The organism is Pseudomonas sp. TE3786 (assembly GCF_054057335.1).
In genome coordinates this window covers 100101-118945 of the sequence record NZ_JBSRZF010000010.1, presented here as the reverse complement: position 1 = coordinate 118945, position 18845 = coordinate 100101, and the positions used below count along the sequence as shown (strand labels likewise).

Annotated in this window: 17 protein-coding genes and 1 pseudogene; 13 read left to right on the top strand and 5 right to left on the bottom strand. The window is 61.4% G+C overall.

Annotated elements, in window-relative coordinates; genetic code table 11:
• Positions 1-34: 34 nt before the first annotated feature.
• Both ACVW0Y_RS13240 and ACVW0Y_RS13235 read right to left on the bottom strand, forming a co-directional pair.
• Positions 35-1273, bottom strand: coding sequence for a CaiB/BaiF CoA transferase family protein (locus ACVW0Y_RS13240; protein ID WP_457438792.1), 1239 nt, complete (start codon positions 1271-1273; stop codon positions 35-37).
• Positions 1274-1383: 110 nt separating this feature from the next.
• Complete coding sequence (locus ACVW0Y_RS13235; RefSeq protein ID WP_457438791.1) at positions 1384-2565, bottom strand: acyl-CoA dehydrogenase; 1182 nt, start codon at positions 2563-2565, stop codon at positions 1384-1386.
• 185 nt (positions 2566-2750) lie between these two features.
• Between ACVW0Y_RS13235 and ACVW0Y_RS13230 the strand changes: the two genes are divergently transcribed.
• Entirely contained in the window at positions 2751-3656 is a 906-nt protein-coding gene (locus ACVW0Y_RS13230; protein WP_457438790.1) for a LysR family transcriptional regulator, read from the top strand.
• 139 nt (positions 3657-3795) lie between these two features.
• Here ACVW0Y_RS13230 and ACVW0Y_RS13225 read toward each other — a convergent pair whose 3' ends face one another.
• Positions 3796-4689, bottom strand: a complete 894-nt coding sequence (locus tag ACVW0Y_RS13225; protein WP_457438789.1) for a TauD/TfdA dioxygenase family protein — start codon at positions 4687-4689, stop codon at positions 3796-3798.
• A 724-nt stretch (positions 4690-5413) separates the two neighbouring features.
• On the opposite strand from ACVW0Y_RS13225, the gene ACVW0Y_RS13220 reads away from it, so the two are divergent.
• The 9 genes from ACVW0Y_RS13220 to ACVW0Y_RS13180 all read left to right on the top strand — a co-directional run bounded on the left by ACVW0Y_RS13220 (position 5414) and on the right by ACVW0Y_RS13180 (position 14233).
• On the top strand, positions 5414-6535 hold the full coding sequence (locus ACVW0Y_RS13220) for a Re/Si-specific NAD(P)(+) transhydrogenase subunit alpha (RefSeq protein WP_457438788.1): 1122 nt from the start codon (positions 5414-5416) through the stop codon (positions 6533-6535).
• A gap of 11 nt (positions 6536-6546) precedes the next feature.
• Positions 6547-6867, top strand: a complete 321-nt coding sequence (locus ACVW0Y_RS13215; protein ID WP_271193707.1) for an NAD(P) transhydrogenase subunit alpha — start codon at positions 6547-6549, stop codon at positions 6865-6867.
• A complete protein-coding gene (locus ACVW0Y_RS13210; RefSeq protein WP_457438787.1) occupies positions 6867-8303 on the top strand; it encodes an NAD(P)(+) transhydrogenase (Re/Si-specific) subunit beta in 1437 nt (478 codons plus the stop codon). The genes ACVW0Y_RS13215 and ACVW0Y_RS13210 overlap by 1 nt, the downstream gene beginning before the upstream one ends.
• Before the next feature lie 304 nt (positions 8304-8607).
• Positions 8608-10125, top strand: coding sequence for an acetyl-CoA hydrolase/transferase family protein (locus tag ACVW0Y_RS13205; protein WP_457438786.1), 1518 nt, complete (start codon positions 8608-8610; stop codon positions 10123-10125).
• A gap of 445 nt (positions 10126-10570) precedes the next feature.
• The gene (locus ACVW0Y_RS13200; protein ID WP_108099119.1) at positions 10571-10783 is read left to right on the top strand and encodes a DUF1127 domain-containing protein; all 213 of its coding nucleotides are present in this window, start codon (positions 10571-10573) and stop codon (positions 10781-10783) included.
• A 288-nt stretch (positions 10784-11071) separates the two neighbouring features.
• Entirely contained in the window at positions 11072-11287 is a 216-nt protein-coding gene (locus ACVW0Y_RS13195; protein WP_457438785.1) for a DUF1127 domain-containing protein, read from the top strand.
• Positions 11288-11445: 158 nt separating this feature from the next.
• Positions 11446-11766, top strand: a complete 321-nt coding sequence (locus ACVW0Y_RS13190) for a DUF2388 domain-containing protein (protein ID WP_457438784.1) — start codon at positions 11446-11448, stop codon at positions 11764-11766.
• A gap of 188 nt (positions 11767-11954) precedes the next feature.
• Positions 11955-12275 carry a DUF2388 domain-containing protein gene (locus tag ACVW0Y_RS13185; protein WP_457438783.1) on the top strand — a complete coding sequence of 107 codons (321 nt, stop codon included), beginning with the start codon at positions 11955-11957 and terminating at the stop codon, positions 12273-12275.
• Positions 12272-14233 (top strand): DUF7844 domain-containing protein, encoded by a 1962-nt coding sequence (locus ACVW0Y_RS13180; RefSeq protein ID WP_457438782.1) that lies wholly within the window; start codon positions 12272-12274, stop codon positions 14231-14233. The genes ACVW0Y_RS13185 and ACVW0Y_RS13180 overlap by 4 nt, the downstream gene beginning before the upstream one ends.
• 120 nt (positions 14234-14353) lie before the next feature.
• Here the strand turns inward: ACVW0Y_RS13180 and ACVW0Y_RS13175 are convergent, their stop codons facing one another.
• Positions 14354-14758, bottom strand: a complete 405-nt coding sequence (locus tag ACVW0Y_RS13175; protein WP_457438781.1) for a GFA family protein — start codon at positions 14756-14758, stop codon at positions 14354-14356.
• A 106-nt stretch (positions 14759-14864) separates the two neighbouring features.
• On the opposite strand from ACVW0Y_RS13175, the gene ACVW0Y_RS13170 reads away from it, so the two are divergent.
• The 3 genes and pseudogenes from ACVW0Y_RS13170 to ACVW0Y_RS13160 all read left to right on the top strand — a co-directional run bounded on the left by ACVW0Y_RS13170 (position 14865) and on the right by ACVW0Y_RS13160 (position 16752).
• A complete protein-coding gene (locus ACVW0Y_RS13170; RefSeq protein WP_457438780.1) occupies positions 14865-15770 on the top strand; it encodes an AEC family transporter in 906 nt (301 codons plus the stop codon).
• Positions 15771-15774: 4 nt separating this feature from the next.
• Positions 15775-15951: pseudogene (locus tag ACVW0Y_RS13165) on the top strand (citrate transporter); the annotation flags it as partial.
• Between the two features lie 39 nt (positions 15952-15990).
• Entirely contained in the window at positions 15991-16752 is a 762-nt protein-coding gene (locus ACVW0Y_RS13160) for a TerC family protein (protein WP_457438779.1), read from the top strand.
• Between the two features lie 168 nt (positions 16753-16920).
• Here ACVW0Y_RS13160 and ACVW0Y_RS13155 read toward each other — a convergent pair whose 3' ends face one another.
• Complete coding sequence (locus tag ACVW0Y_RS13155) at positions 16921-18825, bottom strand: hypothetical protein (protein WP_457438778.1); 1905 nt, start codon at positions 18823-18825, stop codon at positions 16921-16923.
• Positions 18826-18845: the final 20 nt, after the last annotated feature.

The window sequence follows — 18845 nt, the reverse complement described above, 5'->3', positions numbered from 1 at the left end:
GAGCGGCTTCAGCCGCGATGGGCCCTCAGCCCCATCAAACCACCCCGGCCTGCCGCAACGTCTCGATCTGCGCTGCATCCAACCCCAACAATCGCTGCAACACCGCTTCGGTATGCTCACCCAATAGTGGCGGTGCCTGACGATATTCCACCGGCGTCTCGGACAGGCGAATCGGGCTAGCCACCTGCGGCAACGTACCGCCCAGCGCATGCGGAACCTCCACGCGCAAACCACGGGCCAGCACCTGCGGATCGGCAAACACCTGGGCCAGATCGTTGATCGGCCCGCATGGCACACCGGCCTGTTCCAAGGCGGCCACCCATTCGGCGGTGGTTTTGAACACCGTGGCCTGACGGATCAGCGGAATCAGCACGGCGCGGTTGGCCACCCGTTGTTTGTTGTTGGCAAAGCGTGGGTCATCGGCCCATTCGGCATGCCCGGCCACCTCGCAGAATTTGCGGAACTGGCCATCGTTGCCGACGGTAAGAATAAAGTCGCCATCGGCGGTGGGGAAATCCTGGTACGGCACGATATTGGGGTGGGCATTGCCCAGGCGTTTCGGCGCGTTACCTGTGGTCAGGTAGTTCATCGCCTGATTGGCCAGGCAGGCGACCTGCACGTCGAGCAGGGCCATGTCGATATGTTGGCCACTGCCGCCGCCCTCTTTATCACCACGGTCGCGGTGCGCCAGCGCCGCCAGCACGGCAACGGTGGAATACAGACCGGTGAGGATATCGGTGAGCGCCACGCCGACTTTCACCGGACCGCCGCCGGCTTCATCGTCCGGCTTGCCGGTCAGACTCATCAGGCCGCCGAGGCCCTGGATCATAAAGTCGTAACCGGCCCGCTTGGCATAGGGGCCGTACTGGCCGAAACCGGTGATCGAGCAATAGATCAGCCGCGGATTGATGGCCTTGAGCGAGGCGTAATCCAGGCCATAGGCGGCCAAGCCACCAACCTTGAAGTTCTCCAGCAGAATGTCCGACTGCAGTGCCAGCTCGCGTACCAGACGCTGGCCTTCGGGCTGGGTGAAGTCGACGGTCACCGACTGTTTATTGCGGTTCGCCGACAAGTAATACGCCGCCTCGCTGGTGTTTTCGCCGGCGGCGTCTTGCAGAAAAGGTGGGCCCCAGGCGCGGGTGTCATCGCCTACGCCCGGGCGCTCGATCTTGATCACCTCAGCGCCCAGGTCCGCAAGAATCTGCCCGGCCCAGGGGCCAGCGAGTACGCGGGAAAGATCGAGAACACGCAGATGAGACAGAGCGCCGGGCATGGGAATCTCGCAGCAGGATATTTAGAACCGTAGAAGCGGCTTCAGCCGCGATGCTCTTGAAGATCGCACGCATCGCGGCTGAAGCCGCTCCTACGGGATGGCGGTGGCAATCAGAAGAAAGCCTGAATGCCGGTTTGCGCACGGCCGAGAATCAGTGCGTGCACGTCGTGGGTACCTTCATAGGTATTCACCACTTCCAGGTTCACCAGGTGGCGAGCCACGCCGAACTCGTCGGAGATGCCGTTGCCACCCAACATATCGCGCGCCAGGCGGGCAATATCCAGCGCCTTGCCGCAGCTGTTGCGCTTCATGATCGAGGTGATTTCCACCGCGGCGGTGCCTTCGTCTTTCATCCGCCCCAGACGCAGGCAGCCCTGCAAAGCCATGGTGATTTCGGTCTGCATATCGGCGAGTTTTTTCTGAATCAGTTGGTTGGCCGCCAGTGGGCGACCGAACTGTTTGCGGTCCAGGGTGTACTGGCGTGCGGTGTGCCAGCAGAACTCGGCGGCACCCAATGCGCCCCAGCTGATGCCATAACGGGCAGAGTTCAGGCAGGTGAACGGGCCTTTCAGACCACGCACATCGGGGAAGGCGTTTTCTTCCGGGCAGAACACGTTATCCATCACGATCTCGCCGGTGATCGAAGCACGCAGGCCGACCTTGCCGTGGATCGCCGGGGTGCTCAGGCCCTGCCAGCCTTTTTCCAGCACGAAGCCGCGAATCGCGCCCTCGTCATCCTTGGCCCAGACCACGAACACGTCGGCGATCGGGCTGTTGGTAATCCACATTTTCGCGCCGCTGATGCGGTAGCCGCCGTCGACTTTCTTCGCCCGGGTAATCATTGAGCCCGGGTCGGAACCGTGGTCCGGCTCAGTCAGGCCGAAGCAGCCGATCCACTCGCCGCTGGCCAGTTTGGGCAGGTATTTCTGTTTGGTGGCTTCGTTGCCGAACTCATTGATCGGTACCATCACCAGGGACGACTGCACGCTCATCATCGAGCGGTAGCCGGAGTCGACACGCTCGACTTCGCGAGCGATCAGGCCGTAGCTCACATAGTTCAGACCGCTGCCGCCGTAGACCTCGGGAATGGTCGCGCCAAGCAGGCCGACCTCACCCATCTCGCGGAAAATCTTCGGGTCGGTCTGCTCATGGCGGAAAGCTTCCATCACCCGGGGCGCCAGCTTGTCCTGGGCGAACTGCTGGGCGCTATCGCGCACCATGCGTTCTTCTTCGGTCAGTTGCTGGTCCAGCAGCAGCGGGTCTTCCCAGTTGAAGCGAGCGTTGGCAGCCATGTGCAAAATCCTCAAGTGATGGGTGCGGTCCAGCCCATGGCTGGCGATGGGGTTAATCCTAGTCAGCCACGGGGAAAAGGCGCAAACGAGGTTTTCGCACAGACCTGTGCTAATTTCTCACTCCGAAAAGGCAAATAAGCCTGAATAAGCCCTTTCCAAGTGCAAGTAACGCATACGAGTGCCCAATGCGCCGCAAAATCCCCAGCACCGCCGCCCTGGTCGCGTTCGAGGCATCTGCCCGCCATCAGAGCTTTACCAAGGCCGCCGAAGAGCTATCGCTGACCCAGAGCGCCATCTGTCGGCAGATCGCCAGCCTGGAAGAATTTCTTGGCATCGCCCTGTTCCGCCGCTCCCGTCGCGGCGTGCAATTGACGGAAGCGGGGCTGAGTTACAGCCGCCGGGTGGCGGCGCAGTTGGATGCTGTGGAACGCGACACCCTGTCGGTGATGGGCCAGCACGGCGCTAACAGCCTGGAGCTGGCCATAGTGCCGACCTTCGGCACCCAGTGGCTGCTGCCGCGACTGAAACACTTCCAGGCCGTGCACCCGGAAGTGACGGTGAACCTCACCAACCGCACCCGGCCGTTTCTGTTTGCCGATACCGAATTCGATGCGGCGGTGTATTTCGGCGATGCGGTGTGGTCGGGTACCGAAGCGCATTTTCTGATGCCGGAAAACTCTCTGCCGGTGTGCAGCCCGGCGCTGCTGCCGGCGGCCAGCACCCTGACGGCCGAGCGCATCGCCAGCCTGCCCCTGCTGCAACAGACCACCCGCCCCTACGCCTGGCGCCAGTGGTTCGGCTCGTTGGGCATGAGCGTGCCGCGGGATATGACCGGGCCGCGCTATGAACTGTTTTCCATGCTTGCCCAGGCGGCGCAGCACGAAATGGGCATCGCCCTGATTCCGCCGTTTCTGATTCAGCGCGAATTGGCCGAAGGCAGTCTGGTGGTCGCCATGCAACACGCCTGTTTAAGCGACAAGGCCTACCACTTGATGATTCCCGAACGTAAAACCGAAACCGCGGCGCTAAGGGCGTTTCGCGATTGGCTGGTGCAGCAGGCAAAGGACTATCGGGAAACCCTGACGCCTTGACGGCCGTTGTTTCGCCCAGGATTTTTCGCAGCTAAAGCCCCTCCCACAACTGCCGCACGTCCCTACGGGAGGGGCTTTCAGCCGCGACGCCTGCAAACCCCGGCCAGTGCTGAAAAACCACCAACAGCCCAGCCAACCATTACCGACTCGGTGCCTCGCCCACCACCGTGGTGCGATACATCTCCCGGCGCGCACCATGGTAGTCGGCAATCGGCTGGTGCCAGGTGCAACGGTTATCCCAGATCGCCAGGGTGCCTTTACTCCAGCGCATACGGCAGGTGAAGGCCGGGGCTGTCGGCAAATTGAACAGATAGCTAAGCAGCGGCTGAGCTTCCGCCGCGCTCAGGCCCTCGATGCCCACGGTGTAGGTCGGGTTGACGAACAGCACCGCACGCCCGGTTTCCGGGTGGCGGGTAATCAGCGGATGGGCGCGCACTTCATCGTCGACATTGCCGTAGCGCACCTGCATGTTCTCCAGCAGATCATTGTGCCGCGCCGCCGGGCCGTAGCCGCGCTCGGGGCTGTGCAGGGCATCGAGGCCGGCGAGGATGTCTTTCATTTTCGGCGACAGCCAGTCGTAGGCCTGACACAGGTTGGCGTACAGGGTGTCGCCGCCAAAGTCCGGAATATCCGCGCCATACAGCAGGGTGAAAGCCGGCGGCCGAGCCTGGAACGACCAGTCCGTGTGCCAGGCCCCACCAAATACAAATGGCGCTTTTTCGTCGGCTTCCTTCAGCACATGGATGACATTGGGGTGCTCGGCCATGGTCTGCACAAAGGGCTCACGACCGAATTCACCGAACTGCAAAGTCACCGCCTCAAGCTGAGGCACGCTCAACTGCTGATCGCGAATAAACACCACCTGATGGTCGAGCAAGGCGGCGCGCAGTTCTGCAAAGCCTTCAACGCCCAGGTGATTGAGATCCACCCCGCTGACATCGGCCCCCAGGGAACCGGCCACCGGGGCCACCTGTATATGGCGGTAACGGCGAGCGCGATTGTGGCTGGCCAGGGCATAAAAAAATTCACTCATGGGCTGGGCCTCTTGTTGTTGTGGCTGAGGTGCAGCAGAAACATAGCTGTTGGCGGGCTGATCAGCCTTGATTCAGGCAGCTGATCAATAGTGGATTCAGGACAAAAACCAGCCGTTTTTGCCCTTCTGTCGCAGCTTGGCGATAAAAAAAGTCGAAAAGGCGACATAAGCCTGATAAAAAGCATGCGCTGCGCTGCGCGCAAAATTGGCAATAGACCAGTAACGACGTGGCTTACAGCGATTTATGTAGTGAACCGTGAAAATTAACTGACCCCGTAGTCAACAAACCTTACAGCTACAGTTTTGTCGGCGGAATTTCGTCGAAAAATCTGATAATTATCTTAATAAACAGCTAGTTATAGATACAAAGCAAGCTAACGTAATCGCCGCGTCACTAACTTGCCTTGACCTGATGAACGGTTATTCACGTCAGGGATGCCAATGTCACTGGAACAGGCATGGCATCAGGCTGCAGCCCGCATTGGCCGCTGCTTTCGCCGGGTTGGTAAGTATGGGTGGTCACGCTATGACTTGTAGTTATCTCCAGGGTTGCCTTCAGAACTTCTTGAAGGCCTCACGGTTCACCTGCAAAATGCCGCGCCCCGCTTGCTACATGGCAGTTCCACTGGTCTGCCGAAGCCGGGTTTGTGCTGATCCGCCCACCCAGTGCGCCACCCGCAGTGCTCTGGTCTTTTGAAAAAAACGATCACGCAGGAGATATGACGTGCACATTGGTGTTCCTCTCGAGACCTTTACTGGCGAAACGCGGGTAGCCGCAACGCCGGAAACCATTAAGAAGCTGATCGCCCAGGGCCATCAGGTGACTGTACAAAGCGGTGCCGGCGTCAATGCCAGTGTTCCGGACAGCGCCTATCAAGCCGTTGGCGCCAGCATTGGCGACGCCGCCGCAGCCTTGGGCGCCGACCTGGTGCTGAAGGTCCTGGCACCCAATGCCGCCGAGCTGGCTCAGCTCAAATCCGGCGCGGTACTGGTTGGCATGCTCAACCCCTTCAACAGCGAAAACATTGCGCAGATGGCTGAACGCGGCGTGACCGCCTTCGCCCTCGAAGCCGCGCCGCGCACCTCGCGCGCGCAGAGCCTCGACGTGCTGTCCTCGCAAGCCAACATTGCCGGCTACAAGGCCGTGTTGCTGGCGGCTCATCACTACCCGCGCTTTATGCCGATGCTGATGACTGCCGCCGGTACCGTGAAGGCCGCCCGTGTGCTGATTCTCGGTGCCGGTGTCGCAGGTCTGCAGGCCATTGCCACGGCCAAGCGCCTGGGTGCGGTGATCGAAGCCTCCGACGTGCGTCCAGCCGTTAAAGAGCAGATCGAATCCCTCGGTGCCAAGTTCGTTGATGTGCCTTACGAAACCGACGAAGAGCGCGAGTGCGCCGAAGGCGTTGGCGGTTACGCCCGCCCGATGCCGGCATCCTGGATGCAGCGTCAGGCGGTTGCCGTGCACGAACGCGCCAAGCAGGCCGATATCGTCATCACCACCGCTCTGATTCCCGGCCGCAAGGCACCGGTTCTGCTCAGCGCAGAAACCGTGGAACAGATGAAACCAGGCTCCGTGGTCATCGACCTCGCGGCAGCCCAGGGCGGTAACTGCCCGCTGACCGAAGCCGATCAGGTAGTGGTCAAGCACGGCGTCACCATCGTTGGTCACACCAACCTGGCGGCCCTGGTCGCGGCAGACGCTTCGGCACTGTACGCCCGCAACTTGCTGGACTTCCTCAAGCTGGTCATCGACAGCGAAAGCAAGTTCCACGTCAACCTCGAAGACGACATCGTCGCCGCGTGCCTGATGTGCCGCGACGGCCAAGTCGTGCGTAAGAACGGCTGAGGACAAGAAAAATGGAAGAGCTGATCTCCCCCGGTATCTACAACCTGATCATCTTTGTGCTGGCCATCTATGTTGGCTACCACGTGGTCTGGAACGTGACACCAGCACTGCACACCCCGCTGATGGCCGTGACCAACGCCATCTCTGCCATCGTGATCGTCGGTGCCATGCTGGCTGCCGCCCTCACCGTGACCCCACTGGGCAAAACCATGGGCACCCTGGCGGTGGCTCTGGCTGCGGTCAACGTGTTCGGTGGCTTTCTGGTAACCCGCCGCATGCTGGAAATGTTCAAGAAAAAAGCGCCCAAGGCCAAAGTTGAGGGTGACAAGTAATGAGCATGAATCTGGTAACGACCCTGTATCTGATCGCTTCGATCTGCTTTATCCAAGCGCTCAAGGGCCTGTCGCACCCGACCACGTCGCGTCGCGGTAACTTCTTCGGCATGCTCGGTATGGCCCTGGCCGTACTGACCACCGTGGGCCTGATCTACAAGCTGGGCGCGGAAATCGCCACCCAAGGTATCGGTTACGTCATCGTTGGTTTGCTGGTCGGCGGCACTGCCGGTTCGATCATGGCCAAGCGCGTTGAAATGACCAAAATGCCGGAACTGGTTGCCTTCATGCACAGCATGATCGGCCTGGCCGCAGTGTTTATCGCTATCGCTGCCGTGGTCGAGCCGCAGTCGCTGGGTATCGTCAAGCAACTGGGCGACGCGATCCCGGCCGGCAACCGTCTGGAACTGTTCCTGGGCGCGGCCATTGGTGCCATTACCTTTTCCGGTTCGGTCATCGCCTTCGGCAAGCTCTCGGGCAAATACAAGTTCCGTCTGTTCCAGGGTGCGCCGGTGCAGTTCGCTGGCCAGCACAAACTCAACCTCGTGTTGGGCTTGAGCACCCTGGGCCTGGGTCTGTTCTTCATGTTCACCGGCAACTACGCGGCCTTCGCTGCAATGCTGGCGCTGGCCTTTATCCTCGGTGTGCTGATCATCATCCCGATTGGCGGCGCGGATATGCCGGTGGTTGTGTCGATGCTCAACAGCTACTCGGGCTGGGCAGCGGCCGGGATCGGTTTCTCGCTGAACAACTCGATGCTGATCATTGCCGGCTCGCTGGTGGGTTCGAGCGGCGCGATCCTCTCGTACATCATGTGCAAGGCGATGAACCGTTCGTTCTTCAACGTGATCGGCGGCGGCTTCGGCGGTGCGACTGATGCAGCGGCCACTGGCGGCGCGAAAGAAGCCCGTCCGGTTAAATCCGGTTCGGCTGATGACGCCACCTTCCTGCTGACCAACGCCGACACCGTGATCATCGTTCCGGGTTACGGCCTGGCAGTGGCCCGTGCTCAGCACGCCCTGAAAGAGCTGACCGAGAAGCTGACTCACCGTGGCGTGACCGTGAAGTACGCGATCCACCCGGTTGCCGGTCGTATGCCTGGCCATATGAACGTACTGCTGGCCGAAGCCGAAGTGCCGTACGACCAGGTGTTCGAGATGGAAGACATCAACTCCGAGTTCGGCCAGGCCGACGTGGTGTTGGTATTGGGTGCCAACGACGTGGTCAACCCCGCGGCGAAGAACGACCCCAACTCGCCAATCGCCGGCATGCCGATTCTCGAGGCTTATAAAGCCAAGACCATCATCGTCAACAAGCGCTCGATGGCCAGCGGCTATGCCGGCCTGGACAACGAACTGTTCTACCTGGACAAGACCATGATGGTGTTCGGCGACGCCAAGAAAGTGATTGAAGATATGGTTAAAGCGGTCGAATAAGAGCCGCGCTAGCGACACCCTTGAACCCCGGCCCACGAAAGCCGGGGTTTTTCGTTTCTGCTTCGGCGTTTGACCTTCTGCGGGCCACTCGCTAGTGGCTGGAAATTAGCGAGCTAGAGCGATGCAAGGCGAATTCGGTGAGCAAGCGGAGTTGGCTGTAGCCAATGAGCATTGCGACCCGGATTTCAACGCCCCAGCGCCGACGCGCAGCCAATTCCCTATTAGACGTAGGTATAAAGGCACGTCCTGCCCAAATCCTTAGACTGTCGGCCTTTGTTCGTCCGTACCGTCCGAGGCTTCCCCCATGTATACCGATCGCGTGCGCTTGCCCTCCCTGCTGGGCAAAGTGATGAGTGCGGCTGATGCTGCGTTGCTGATTGAAGACGGCATGACCGTCGGCATGAGCGGGTTCACCCGCGCCGGAGAAGCCAAGGCCGTGCCCCAGGCGCTGGCCGAGCGCGCCAAGCAGTCGCCGCTGAAAATCAGCCTGATGACCGGTGCCAGCCTGGGTAACGATCTGGACAAGCAACTGACCGAAGCGGGCGTTCTGGCCCGGCGTATGCCCTTTCAGGTGGATAGCACACTGCGCAAGGCGATCAACGCCGGCGAGGTGATGTTTATCGACCAGCACCTTTCGGAAACCGTCGAGCAGCTGCGCAACCACCAGCTCAAGCTGCCGGATATCGCCGTGATCGAGGCGGTGGCCATTACCGAGCAAGGCCATATCGTACCCACTACCTCGGTGGGCAACTCCGCCAGCTTCGCGATCTTCGCCAAGCAGGTGATCGTTGAGATCAACCTGGCGCACAACCCGAATCTGGAAGGTCTGCACGACATCTATATACCGACCTACCGGCCAACTCGTACGCCGATCCCGTTGACCAGCGTGGAAGACCGTATCGGCAGCGGCGCGATTCCCATCGACCCGGCCAAGATCGTCGCTATCGTCATCACCGATAAACCCGACTCGCCCTCCACGGTGCTGGCGCCGGACGCCGAGACCCAGGGCATCGCCAACCACCTGATCGATTTCTTCAAACGTGAAGTGGCCGCCGGCCGCATGACCGACAGCCTGGGCCCCCTGCAGGCCGGTATCGGCAGCATTGCCAACGCGGTGATGTGCGGCCTGATCGACTCGCCATTCAGCGACCTGACCATGTACTCCGAAGTGCTGCAGGACTCGACCTTCGACCTGATCGACGCCGGCAAACTGCGCTTTGCCTCGGGCAGTTCGATCACCCTGTCGCAGCGCCGCAATGCCGATGTGTTCGGCAATCTCGAGCACTACAAAGACAAGCTGGTGCTACGCCCGCAGGAAATTTCCAACCACCCGGAAGTGGTGCGGCGCCTGGGTATCATCGGCATCAACACGGCGCTGGAGTTCGACCTGTACGGCAACGTCAACTCCACCCATGTCGGCGGCACCAAGATGATGAATGGCATCGGCGGCTCCGGCGACTTCGCCCGCAACGCGCACCTGGCGATCTTCGTCACCAAGTCGATTGCCAAGGCCGGGGCGATTTCCAGCGTGGTGCCGATGGTCAGCCATGTCGACCATACCGAGCATGACGTCGATATTCTGGTCACGGAACAGGGCCTGGCCGATCTGCGTGGCCTGGCACCACGTGAGCGGGCGCAGGTGATCATCGACAACTGTGTGCACCCGGATTACCGCAGCGCGCTGAATCAGTACTTCGCCGCTGCCTGCGCCAAGGGCGGCCACACCCCGCACCTGTTACGCGAGGCGTTACAGTGGCATATCAATCTGGACGAAAACGGCCACATGCTCTGGCCCGGTGCAGATACTGCAAAATTGGCATAAACAGCGGTAAAAGCTTAAAAGGCGCAACAGGATAGCTACCTGTTGCGCCTTTTTTCTGCCCGCATAGCTCATAACCTGATAATCACGCAATATTCTCTACAAGCCAGCCTGCCACCGGCACCCGCACAGTTGCGGTAAAACCCGAGAAAATCTGTTTTCCAGGCGGCACTACAGGGAAAACACCTCTCACACAATCGAAACTGTACTGGTCTACTGACGCGCGAAGCGAAAAACCTGCCAATAACGTCAAGTTTTTCTGGGTAAAAATGCCTCAATAACGGGCAAACCAATACAGTTCGCACCGTTATGGATAAAACAGTTTGAGTAAAAACTACACACCACCAGAACAATTTCCAGGAACTGTGACTACAAGGTCAGCTGTTCGAAGCGCAACATATGCCTCAGTTAAATAACCAATGCCGCCATAAGCGGAAGGAAGCAAGCCATGGAACGTACCCTCAGTTCCGACATGTTCGTAAGCGAAAGTTCGAAAGCCCAAGCTGCACTGCCACTGCGCATCGTCTCCAATCTGCTGCTCTGGCAACGCCGTATGTCCAGCCGCCATCAACTGGCACGCCTGGATCCACGCCTGCTGGCCGACGCCGGTATCAGTGAAGCCCAACGCTTCGCCGAGCTGAGCAAGCCGTTCTGGCGTTAAGGGATGTATCTGGCTGAAGCACGACGTTAAAGCATCAGCCACCGAATTGAATAAAACGAAGCCCGCCGCAGGTAACTGCCGGCGGGCTTCGTTGTTTCCGGCCCAGCGATTGAATCGAACGGTTTGCCGCGCGCGTACAGCTACGGGCACAACCAGCAGTACAGTTTCAGAAAAACCATAACTGAAGCAATACAATTGCACCTGGCTGTGACTGCCGGTCTTGGGCAGCGCTGGGGGACTATGTCTCCCCATACCCAGAACTCGCGCCAAAGCGAGAAGGACCGTGCCATGGAACGCACACTCAGCCCTGCGGCTGCCCAACCTGCGACTGCCGACCTACCCAGCAGCTGGCCGCTGCGAATTCTCGCCAAGATCACCGTGTGGCGCCGCAACGCCAACACTCGCCGCCAGCTCGCGCGTCTGGATGATCGGCAATTGGCGGATGCCGGCATCGCCTTATGTGAGCGAGATATGGAGTTGGATAAACCCTTCTGGCGCGATTGAAACCCGTAGACCAGCACCTGGCTGCTTTCCTCTCCGAGAAACGGCCAGGTGCTTTCTGCGAACCTTCCGTAACCTCTGTGCTCCAACTCCCCGCCCAACCGCCGCCGCTGCGCTAGGCTGAATCTCGATACACACCCGCCTTCTTCCGGAGTACCGCCATGTCCACCTTGCGCCTGCTCACTGCTGCAACCCTGCTGGCCGTTGCCACCAACGCCTCGGCCACCAGCTTCGTGTACACCACCGATGCCGTGGTCGGTGCCTTCAAAGGCACCTCCGATGTCACCTCGGATGTCTCTTCTTCCTCCGATGACGACAAGATCGTGCTCGCCGCCCGCGAGGACGCCGCCAGTTTCGTCGCCACCGACGGCAGTATTCGTGGCGCACGCCTGGAAGCCGCCCTTGTCCACCTACGCAAAGTCGCACCGCAACTGCAGGCGCGCAGCGATATGCAACTGGCGCTATCGATTCTGGTGCTCTGAGCCCGTTTCCGCCTTCAACAGCTGGCTGCACGCAGCACCTTCGGCTAGCCTTGGCGCCCGCCGGAGTCGGCGCTGCGTGACCGCCATCAAATAGCCACAATTGGCTTGGAACTGGCACCGTACAATTTCGTCCAACTGTTCCACCAGCACCCGGTTACTTTTACCCGCATTCGTTTCGGAGATTTCCTATGCGCCGTTCGCTTTCGCTCGCCGCCTTCGCCTTGCTGATCACCACGGGCGCCGCCCAGGCCCACACCTTGGTGGAGACCAGCGAAATCATCGTTCGCGCCTTCGGCCGCGCCATCGACTTCACCTCTGACACCACCACCTCGGTCCGCGACTCCAAAGTCGTATTGGAAGCCCGCGATGACGCTGCCAGTTTCGTCGCCAGCAACGGTGAGATTCGTGGCTCGCAGCTGGAAGCGGCCTTCAACACCTTGCGTGACCGTGTACCGGAAGCACGCGATGCCAGCGACCAGACCCTGGCAGAAGCCATCCTCGCCCTGTGAGATCCCTGTGCGCCTGGCTGCTGAGCGCGGCGCTGCTCTGCGGTGCCGGCCTGGCCCAGGCGCAACTGCGTCTGCAGCTCGATAGCGAAGGCCTGGCCAGCAAGCAGCAACAGGCCAGCCAGGCCCTGCTCGATGAAGCGCTGAGCAAACTGCCGCCGGCCTTTATGCAACGCCTGGACCGCCAGGTGCAGGTACGCTGGAGCGAGCAACTGGCACCCAACGCCTACGGCCAGGCACGCAGCCCCACCCTTCTGCTGTTGAATAAAAACCTGTTGCCCGCCCTCACCGATGGCTCGGCCGCCCAGGCAAAAACCCAACGCCCCCACGGCACTGTGCGTGAAGAACTGCTGGCCACCGTGCTGCATGAACTCACCCATCTGTACGACCGCGCGCGCCTGTGGCCAGCGGCAGAGAAAACCCTGCTGTTACGTTGCCAGCGACAGGAAAAGACCCAGGGCCTGATTGGGCAGATGGACACCTGCCGCAGCCAGACCGCGCGGCGTTTCACCCTCAGCGACGATCCGCGCCTGCTCGATCTCGCCGGCTGGCCGCAGTACGTCGGCCGCCGCGGCGAGCGCGAAGCCGCCAATCACCAGGTGGCGCGCAGCCCCGACCTCTATGAACTGAGCAATCCGCGCGAATTCGTTGCGGTCAATATGGAGTACTTCCTGCTCGACCCCGCCTACGCCTGCCGCCGCCCAGCGCTGTACCGCTATTACCGCGAACAGTTCGACGGCTGGGCACCGGCCAACGCCGAGGCCTGCCCGAGCACCTTTGCCTACCTGAATGCCGGCCGCGACTTTGCCCGCCAGCCGCTGGGCAAGCTCGACCCCGAGCGCGTGTATGAAGTCGACTACCTACTGGCCGAAGCCAACGATCAATGGGCCAGCCGTTGGGGCCACAGCATGTTGCGCCTGGTGATCTGCGCACCGGGCCGGCCCCGTGGCCCGGATTGCCGGCTGGATATGGAGCAGCACCTGGTGCTCTCCTACCGCGCTTTTGTCGGCGACCTGCAGCTGTCCAGCTGGGATGGCCTGACCGGCGCCTATCCATCGCGGCTGTTTGTGTTACCGCTGAGCCAGGTGATCGAGGAATACACCAAGGTCGAGCTGCGCGGCCTGGTGTCGGTGCCGCTGAAACTGGACCGCAGCCAGCTCGAAGCGCTGGTGGAACACGCCGCCGAACAGCACTGGAGCTACGACGGCAACTACTACTTCCTGTCCAATAACTGCGCGGTGGAAGCCCTCAAGCTACTGCGCAGCGGCAGCGCCGAACCGCAGCTGCAGAGCCTCGACAACATCATGCCCAACGGCCTGCTGGCGGTGCTCGCCGGGCGTGGTCTGGCCGACCTCAGCGTGCTCGACGACCGCAATCAAGCGCTGCGCCGCGGTTACCGATTCGACTCGTTCCGCGACCGCTACCAGGCCATGTTCGAGGTACTGAAAGAACGCCTGCCGACTGCCCAGCAAGAAGTGGACGACTGGATCAGCCTGCCCGCCAGCGAGCGGCGCAACTGGTTCGCCCGCGCCGATCTACGCGCCAGCGCCGCCCTGCTGTTGCTCGAGCAAGCCGCGCAACGCCGGCAACTGCTGCTGGCCCAGGACGAACTCAAACGCCGTTACCTGAGCAGCCGCGCCCTGGCCGACGGCAGCACCGGCGAGGCGGGCAAAACCCTGGAAAAGATCCTCGCCAATAGCGGCTTTCTCAGCCGCCCGGCCGAACTGCTCGAAGGCGGCTACGGCCTGCCCCAGGCCAGTGAGTGGCAGCACTTGCAACAGGAAAGCGACAATCGCCAACAGCAACTGCGCCAGCTCAGCGACGACCTCGACCAACAGGTGCGCAGCCTGCTCGAACCGGAGCGCCTGGCCGAACTGGAAGCCGGCGAAGCCAACCTCAAACAACTCAGCGAACACCTGCGCGCCCTGCACAAAGCCGCTGGCGGTTTGATCCTGCCTTAATCAAACGCGATACCTGTAGGAGCGGCTTCAGCCGCGATTTGCCCGGGCCTGAAGATGACCCTGCAACGCTCAAAAGCATCGCGGCTGAAGCCGCTCCTACGAAACCGTGCAGGGCCAAGGTCAGTTCGTGCTTTCGCCCTCCTCACTCGGCAACTGCTCATCCAGATGCAACCACGGCAACCGTGTGGTCACCCAGATATGCCGGTCGGGCTGCGCCAACTCGGGGTGGTCGAAGGTGGCGACGGTCACGTCCAGGCTTTGCGGACTCTGTTCGGTAAAGAAGGTCAGCTGCGCGCCGCACTGAGGGCAGAAAGAGCGCGTGCAACCGGGTGAGGAAACAAAGCCCTGTGGCGTGCCTTGCAGCCATTCGAAGCGCTCCAGCGGCACGGTGATCCAGGTGGTGACGATGCCGCCGCTGGTGCGCCGGCACATGCTGCAGTGGCAATGGGCGATGTCCGTGAGCGGGGCATTGAAGCGATAGCGCAGGGCCCCGCATTGGCAGCCGCCGGTGTGGATGTCGGTCATGGTCAGTTCCTTGTTCGCGCCCCCAAGCCTAGTCCGCTCGCCTGCGCCTTGCACCCCGGCAAGCGGCTTTGCAAGATGGTGCCTCAGGCAGACAAAGGAGTACGCCGTGCTGGAGTTGTGGTTGGCCCTGTGGCCGTTGTTCGCCCTGATCGTTGGCGGTTTCGCCCTGCGCCGCCTGCGCTTTGCCGGCGACGAGTTCTGGCCGACGGCCGAGCGCCTGAACTACTTCGTGCTGTTCCCTGCCCTGCTGTTCAGCAACCTGGCTACGGCCCCCCTGGATGACCCGGCACTACCACGCCTGGCCCTGGCGGTACTGCTCGGCCTGGGCAGCGCCTGGCTGGCGCTGTTACTGGGCAAACGGCTGCGCGGTTGGACAGCCGCGCGTTTCGGCGCCATCAGCCAGGGCGTGTTGCGCTTCAATACCTACCTGGGCCTGGCCGCCGTCGGCAGTCTGTATGGCAAGGAAGGGCTGACCCTGGCGGCGCTGATGCTGGCGATGCTGGTGCCGGCGGTAAACCTGCTGTCGGTGTGGGCACTGACGGCCGAGCGTGGCCTCAGTGTGCGCCGCCTGCTGCTGCCGATTGCGCGCAACCCGCTGATCCTCGCCTGCGCCGCCGGTGCGCTGGTCAATCTGCTCGGCATCGGCCTGCCCGGCGGTAGCGAACGCCTGCTCAATCTGCTCGCCGTGGCCAGCCTGCCGCTGGGCCTGCTGTGCGTTGGCGCGGCCTTGCGACCACAGCAGTTGGCAGGTGAAGCGCCGGCGCTGGCCTGGAATTGCGCCGTGCGCTTGCTGCTGATGCCCCTGCTGGCCTACGGCGTAGCCCGTGGATTGAACCTGCCGCCCCTGGCCAGCAGCGTGCTGATTCTGTTCTTCGCCCTGCCCACCGCCCCCACCGCCTATGTGCTGACGCGCCAGCTGGGCGGCGACAGCCAGCTGATGGCCGGCATCATCACCCTGCAAACCCTGCTCGCGGCTGTCAGCCTGATGCTGGTGTTGAGTATGCTGGGTTAGTCCGGGCCAGCCGCTGCCCCTGCTCAAGCCCGCCGGCACCGTCCACCAACATACCGGTGAGTCCGCCGGCATCGAGTTCGGCGCTCAGCCGCGCTTCACCTTGAAATGGGCAGTTGTGGTTTGCCTGTGTATCCTTGTCGCCGCGCTGCTTATGGGAATTTTCCCAGTGCTTTGCGGCTAACCTTCTGAAAGCTCGAGTTCGTGTGAGAGGACGCTGTACATGGAATGGCTGACCAGCCCGGAAATCTGGATCGCATTTTTTACCCTGACGGCCCTGGAGATCGTGCTGGGGATCGACAACATCATCATGATTTCGATCCTGGTCAGCCGTATGCCCAAAGCCATGCAGCCCAAGACCCGGTTCTTCGGCCTGGCCCTGGCGATGGTCACCCGCATTCTGCTTTTGCTGTCGATCACCTGGGTGATGCGCCTGACCGCCGACCTGTTCAGCGTCATGGGCCAGGGTTTCTCCGGGCGTGACCTGATCCTGTTCTTCGGCGGCCTGTTCCTCCTGTGGAAAAGCAGCACCGAGATGTACCACGGCCTGGAAGGCGAAGACGAAACCGGCGATGAGCCCAAAGGCATGGGCGGCGGTTTTATCGGCACCATCATTCAGATCGCCATTATCGACATCGTCTTCTCCCTGGACTCGGTGATCACCGCGGTCGGCATGGTCTCCCATGTGCCGGTGATGATCGCCGCCATCGTGGTAGCCGTGATGGTAATGATGCTGGCGGCCGGCACCATCAGCGATTTTATCGACAAGCACCCGTCGCTGAAGATGCTCGCCCTGTCGTTCCTGATCATGGTCGGCACCGTGCTGATCGCCGAGGCCTTTGACATGCATCTGCCTAAAGGCTACGTGTACTTCGCCATGGCCTTCTCGTTGGCGGTAGAAGCGGTAAACATCAAAATGCGCAGCGCCCGTGACCGGAAAAAGGGTGAGGCGGTGAAGCTGCGTAAGGACATCCCAGGCGAATAACTTCGCCCTGTGGATAAAAAAACGGGACCTTCGGGTCCCGTTTTTTATGCCTACCGCTCACCGACCTCGTAGAAGCGGCTTCAGCCGCGATGCTGTTGAACCTGATCCGCCGTTTTCAGGCCAGGCCAATCGCGGCTGAAGCTGCTCCTACGGAATAGCGAACGGCGCTCAATAGCCCTTCATATCCTCGTCTTTGAACAAGCGCTTCACCCCGCTGCCCACCACCGTTTGCAGCAGGTTGTTCATGCTCGGCACGTCGTTGTCGAAACCGCCATGGCTGCGACTGCTGCTTTGTGCGCTGGCACTGCTAGCGATTAGCAGGGTGCTGCCGGCCGGCTGCGGCAGGTACTTGCCGTTGGCCATATGGGCGATCTCCATGCCCAGAATCGGGATGCGCGCGGTCTTGTTGTCGTAGGCGTTGGACACCAGGTACAGCAGCGATTTGCGGTACACCTGGGCGACGTTATCGTCTTCCTCGGCTTGATCCGACAGCACCAGCAGCTTCTGCCGGGCGATACCCTTGGCCTTGCCCAACGCCGGCAAAAAGCTCTGCTGGTACAGCTCCACACTGCACGCCGGGGCGAACAACAGCAGGTTGGCGATCTGCGGGCCATTCAGCGCCTGCCAGCGTTGCAACAGGTAGGCATGCCAGATCGAGCCGGCACTGTGGCCGGCCAGATGCACCTGCGGTGCCGCCTTGCCTTGCGCCCCCAGCCAGGCGAGCAGACGCTTGAGCACCAGGCTACCGGCCCCTTGGCTGACGAAGGCGCGCTGGGCATCCAGTTTCATTTCCTGCCAAAGGGAAAAGCCCAGCGGCTGGGTGAGTTTTTCCACCTGGTTGTCCCACCAGGAACTGGCCGCACCCACACGCTCGTCCACCCCCGGCTTCTTGATATGCAACAGGTCGCCCAGCTCGCTCCATAAGCCGGTCTCCCAAATAAAGTGCAGTTCGTACACGCCATTGGCTTCGAATACCGGCCGCCACTTGAAGGCGCGCATGGCCGAGCTTTCCACCGTGTTCAAGCCGCCGTGGGCGTACAGCACCAGGTGCTTGGGCTGACTGGTTTGCAGCGCGGCGATGATGGCGCCCAGTTGGGTGGTGTCGGAGGCGTACTGGCCCTGGTCATCCAGGCGGCCGTTGTCGATATGCAGGTAGTGCAGGTAGATCGACTCCTGCGGCGGGGCCGGCTGGGTGGCCCGCGCGGTACCGCCATCGGCGGTGTAGCGGCTGGCCGTGTCAGTCACTTCGAAATTGACCTTTACCCCCAGCTGCGCCACCCAGACGTCCCAGACATTGGCCTCGAAGTCGGCATAACTCCACAGCGCCACACCGGGATAGCTGTGCTTGCCGACGGTAAAGCCACCCCAGTTGCCCCAAGAGTTCTGCACCAGAAAACCATCAAGTGTGTACCCGACAATGGCGAAGGCATGACCGCTGTCCACTTGATTGGCGTTGGGCTGCCAGACGATCTTTCCGCTTCTGGGCGCATCCCAACCGGCATGGGTTTGCGCCGAAGCAAACAGCACGCCGACATCGCGCAGCGCCGCCTGCACATCGTTGATTCGCGAGAACACCCGGAAATAGGCACCCAGGGGAATATCCAGGGCCTGCTGCTGGATGGTCGGGTTGATCCCGCCTTTGCGTGTCAGCGGCCAACTCTGCTCCAGACAGACGCCGTGCTTGTGCCAGCCCTTCATCGCGCCACGGGCGCTGCTGTAGTCGTAGTTCTCCCCCGGCCACTGGTCGTAACGGCGGGCCATGGCAAACAGCATGGCCGGGCTGACCAGGCCTTGCTGGCCGCGGCCGGCGCGCAGGTAATTGATCGCCGCAGCCAGGCCGAAGCCAGTGCAGGCACCCTGCTGGCCTTGATTGAGAATGGTCAGGTGCGGCCAAACCGGGTACAGCTCATCCGGCAATGGGGTTAACGAAGCGTTATAGGTCAGGTCGCGAAAATCCATCGAATCGCGGCGTACATCCAGCTTGGGCTGCACCGGTTTTTTCGCGGCGGGTTTTTTTTTCGGGCTGGCGGCGGGTTTGGTTTTGGCGGAAGACGAAACAGGGCGCTTGGCCATGACGACTCCTTGTCGATGCG

Excerpts from the sequence above, each read along its gene's own strand:
- ACVW0Y_RS13175 (WP_457438781.1), bottom strand. The coding sequence starts at position 14,758 with ATGACCGACATCCACACCGGCGGCTGCCAATGCGGGGCCCTGCGCTAT.
- ACVW0Y_RS13190 (WP_457438784.1), top strand. The coding sequence starts at position 11,446 with ATGTCCACCTTGCGCCTGCTCACTGCTGCAACCCTGCTGGCCGTTGCC.
- ACVW0Y_RS13210 (WP_457438787.1), top strand. The coding sequence starts at position 6,867 with ATGAGCATGAATCTGGTAACGACCCTGTATCTGATCGCTTCGATCTGC.
- ACVW0Y_RS13215 (WP_271193707.1), top strand. The coding sequence starts at position 6,547 with ATGGAAGAGCTGATCTCCCCCGGTATCTACAACCTGATCATCTTTGTG.
- ACVW0Y_RS13160 (WP_457438779.1), top strand. The coding sequence starts at position 15,991 with ATGGAATGGCTGACCAGCCCGGAAATCTGGATCGCATTTTTTACCCTG.
- ACVW0Y_RS13200 (WP_108099119.1), top strand. The coding sequence starts at position 10,571 with ATGGAACGTACCCTCAGTTCCGACATGTTCGTAAGCGAAAGTTCGAAA.
- ACVW0Y_RS13225 (WP_457438789.1), bottom strand. The coding sequence starts at position 4,689 with ATGAGTGAATTTTTTTATGCCCTGGCCAGCCACAATCGCGCTCGCCGT.
- ACVW0Y_RS13240 (WP_457438792.1), bottom strand. The coding sequence starts at position 1,273 with ATGCCCGGCGCTCTGTCTCATCTGCGTGTTCTCGATCTTTCCCGCGTA.
- ACVW0Y_RS13195 (WP_457438785.1), top strand. The coding sequence starts at position 11,072 with ATGGAACGCACACTCAGCCCTGCGGCTGCCCAACCTGCGACTGCCGAC.
- ACVW0Y_RS13155 (WP_457438778.1), bottom strand. The coding sequence starts at position 18,825 with ATGGCCAAGCGCCCTGTTTCGTCTTCCGCCAAAACCAAACCCGCCGCC.
- ACVW0Y_RS13205 (WP_457438786.1), top strand. The coding sequence starts at position 8,608 with ATGTATACCGATCGCGTGCGCTTGCCCTCCCTGCTGGGCAAAGTGATG.
- ACVW0Y_RS13185 (WP_457438783.1), top strand. The coding sequence starts at position 11,955 with ATGCGCCGTTCGCTTTCGCTCGCCGCCTTCGCCTTGCTGATCACCACG.
- ACVW0Y_RS13230 (WP_457438790.1), top strand. The coding sequence starts at position 2,751 with ATGCGCCGCAAAATCCCCAGCACCGCCGCCCTGGTCGCGTTCGAGGCA.
- ACVW0Y_RS13235 (WP_457438791.1), bottom strand. The coding sequence starts at position 2,565 with ATGGCTGCCAACGCTCGCTTCAACTGGGAAGACCCGCTGCTGCTGGAC.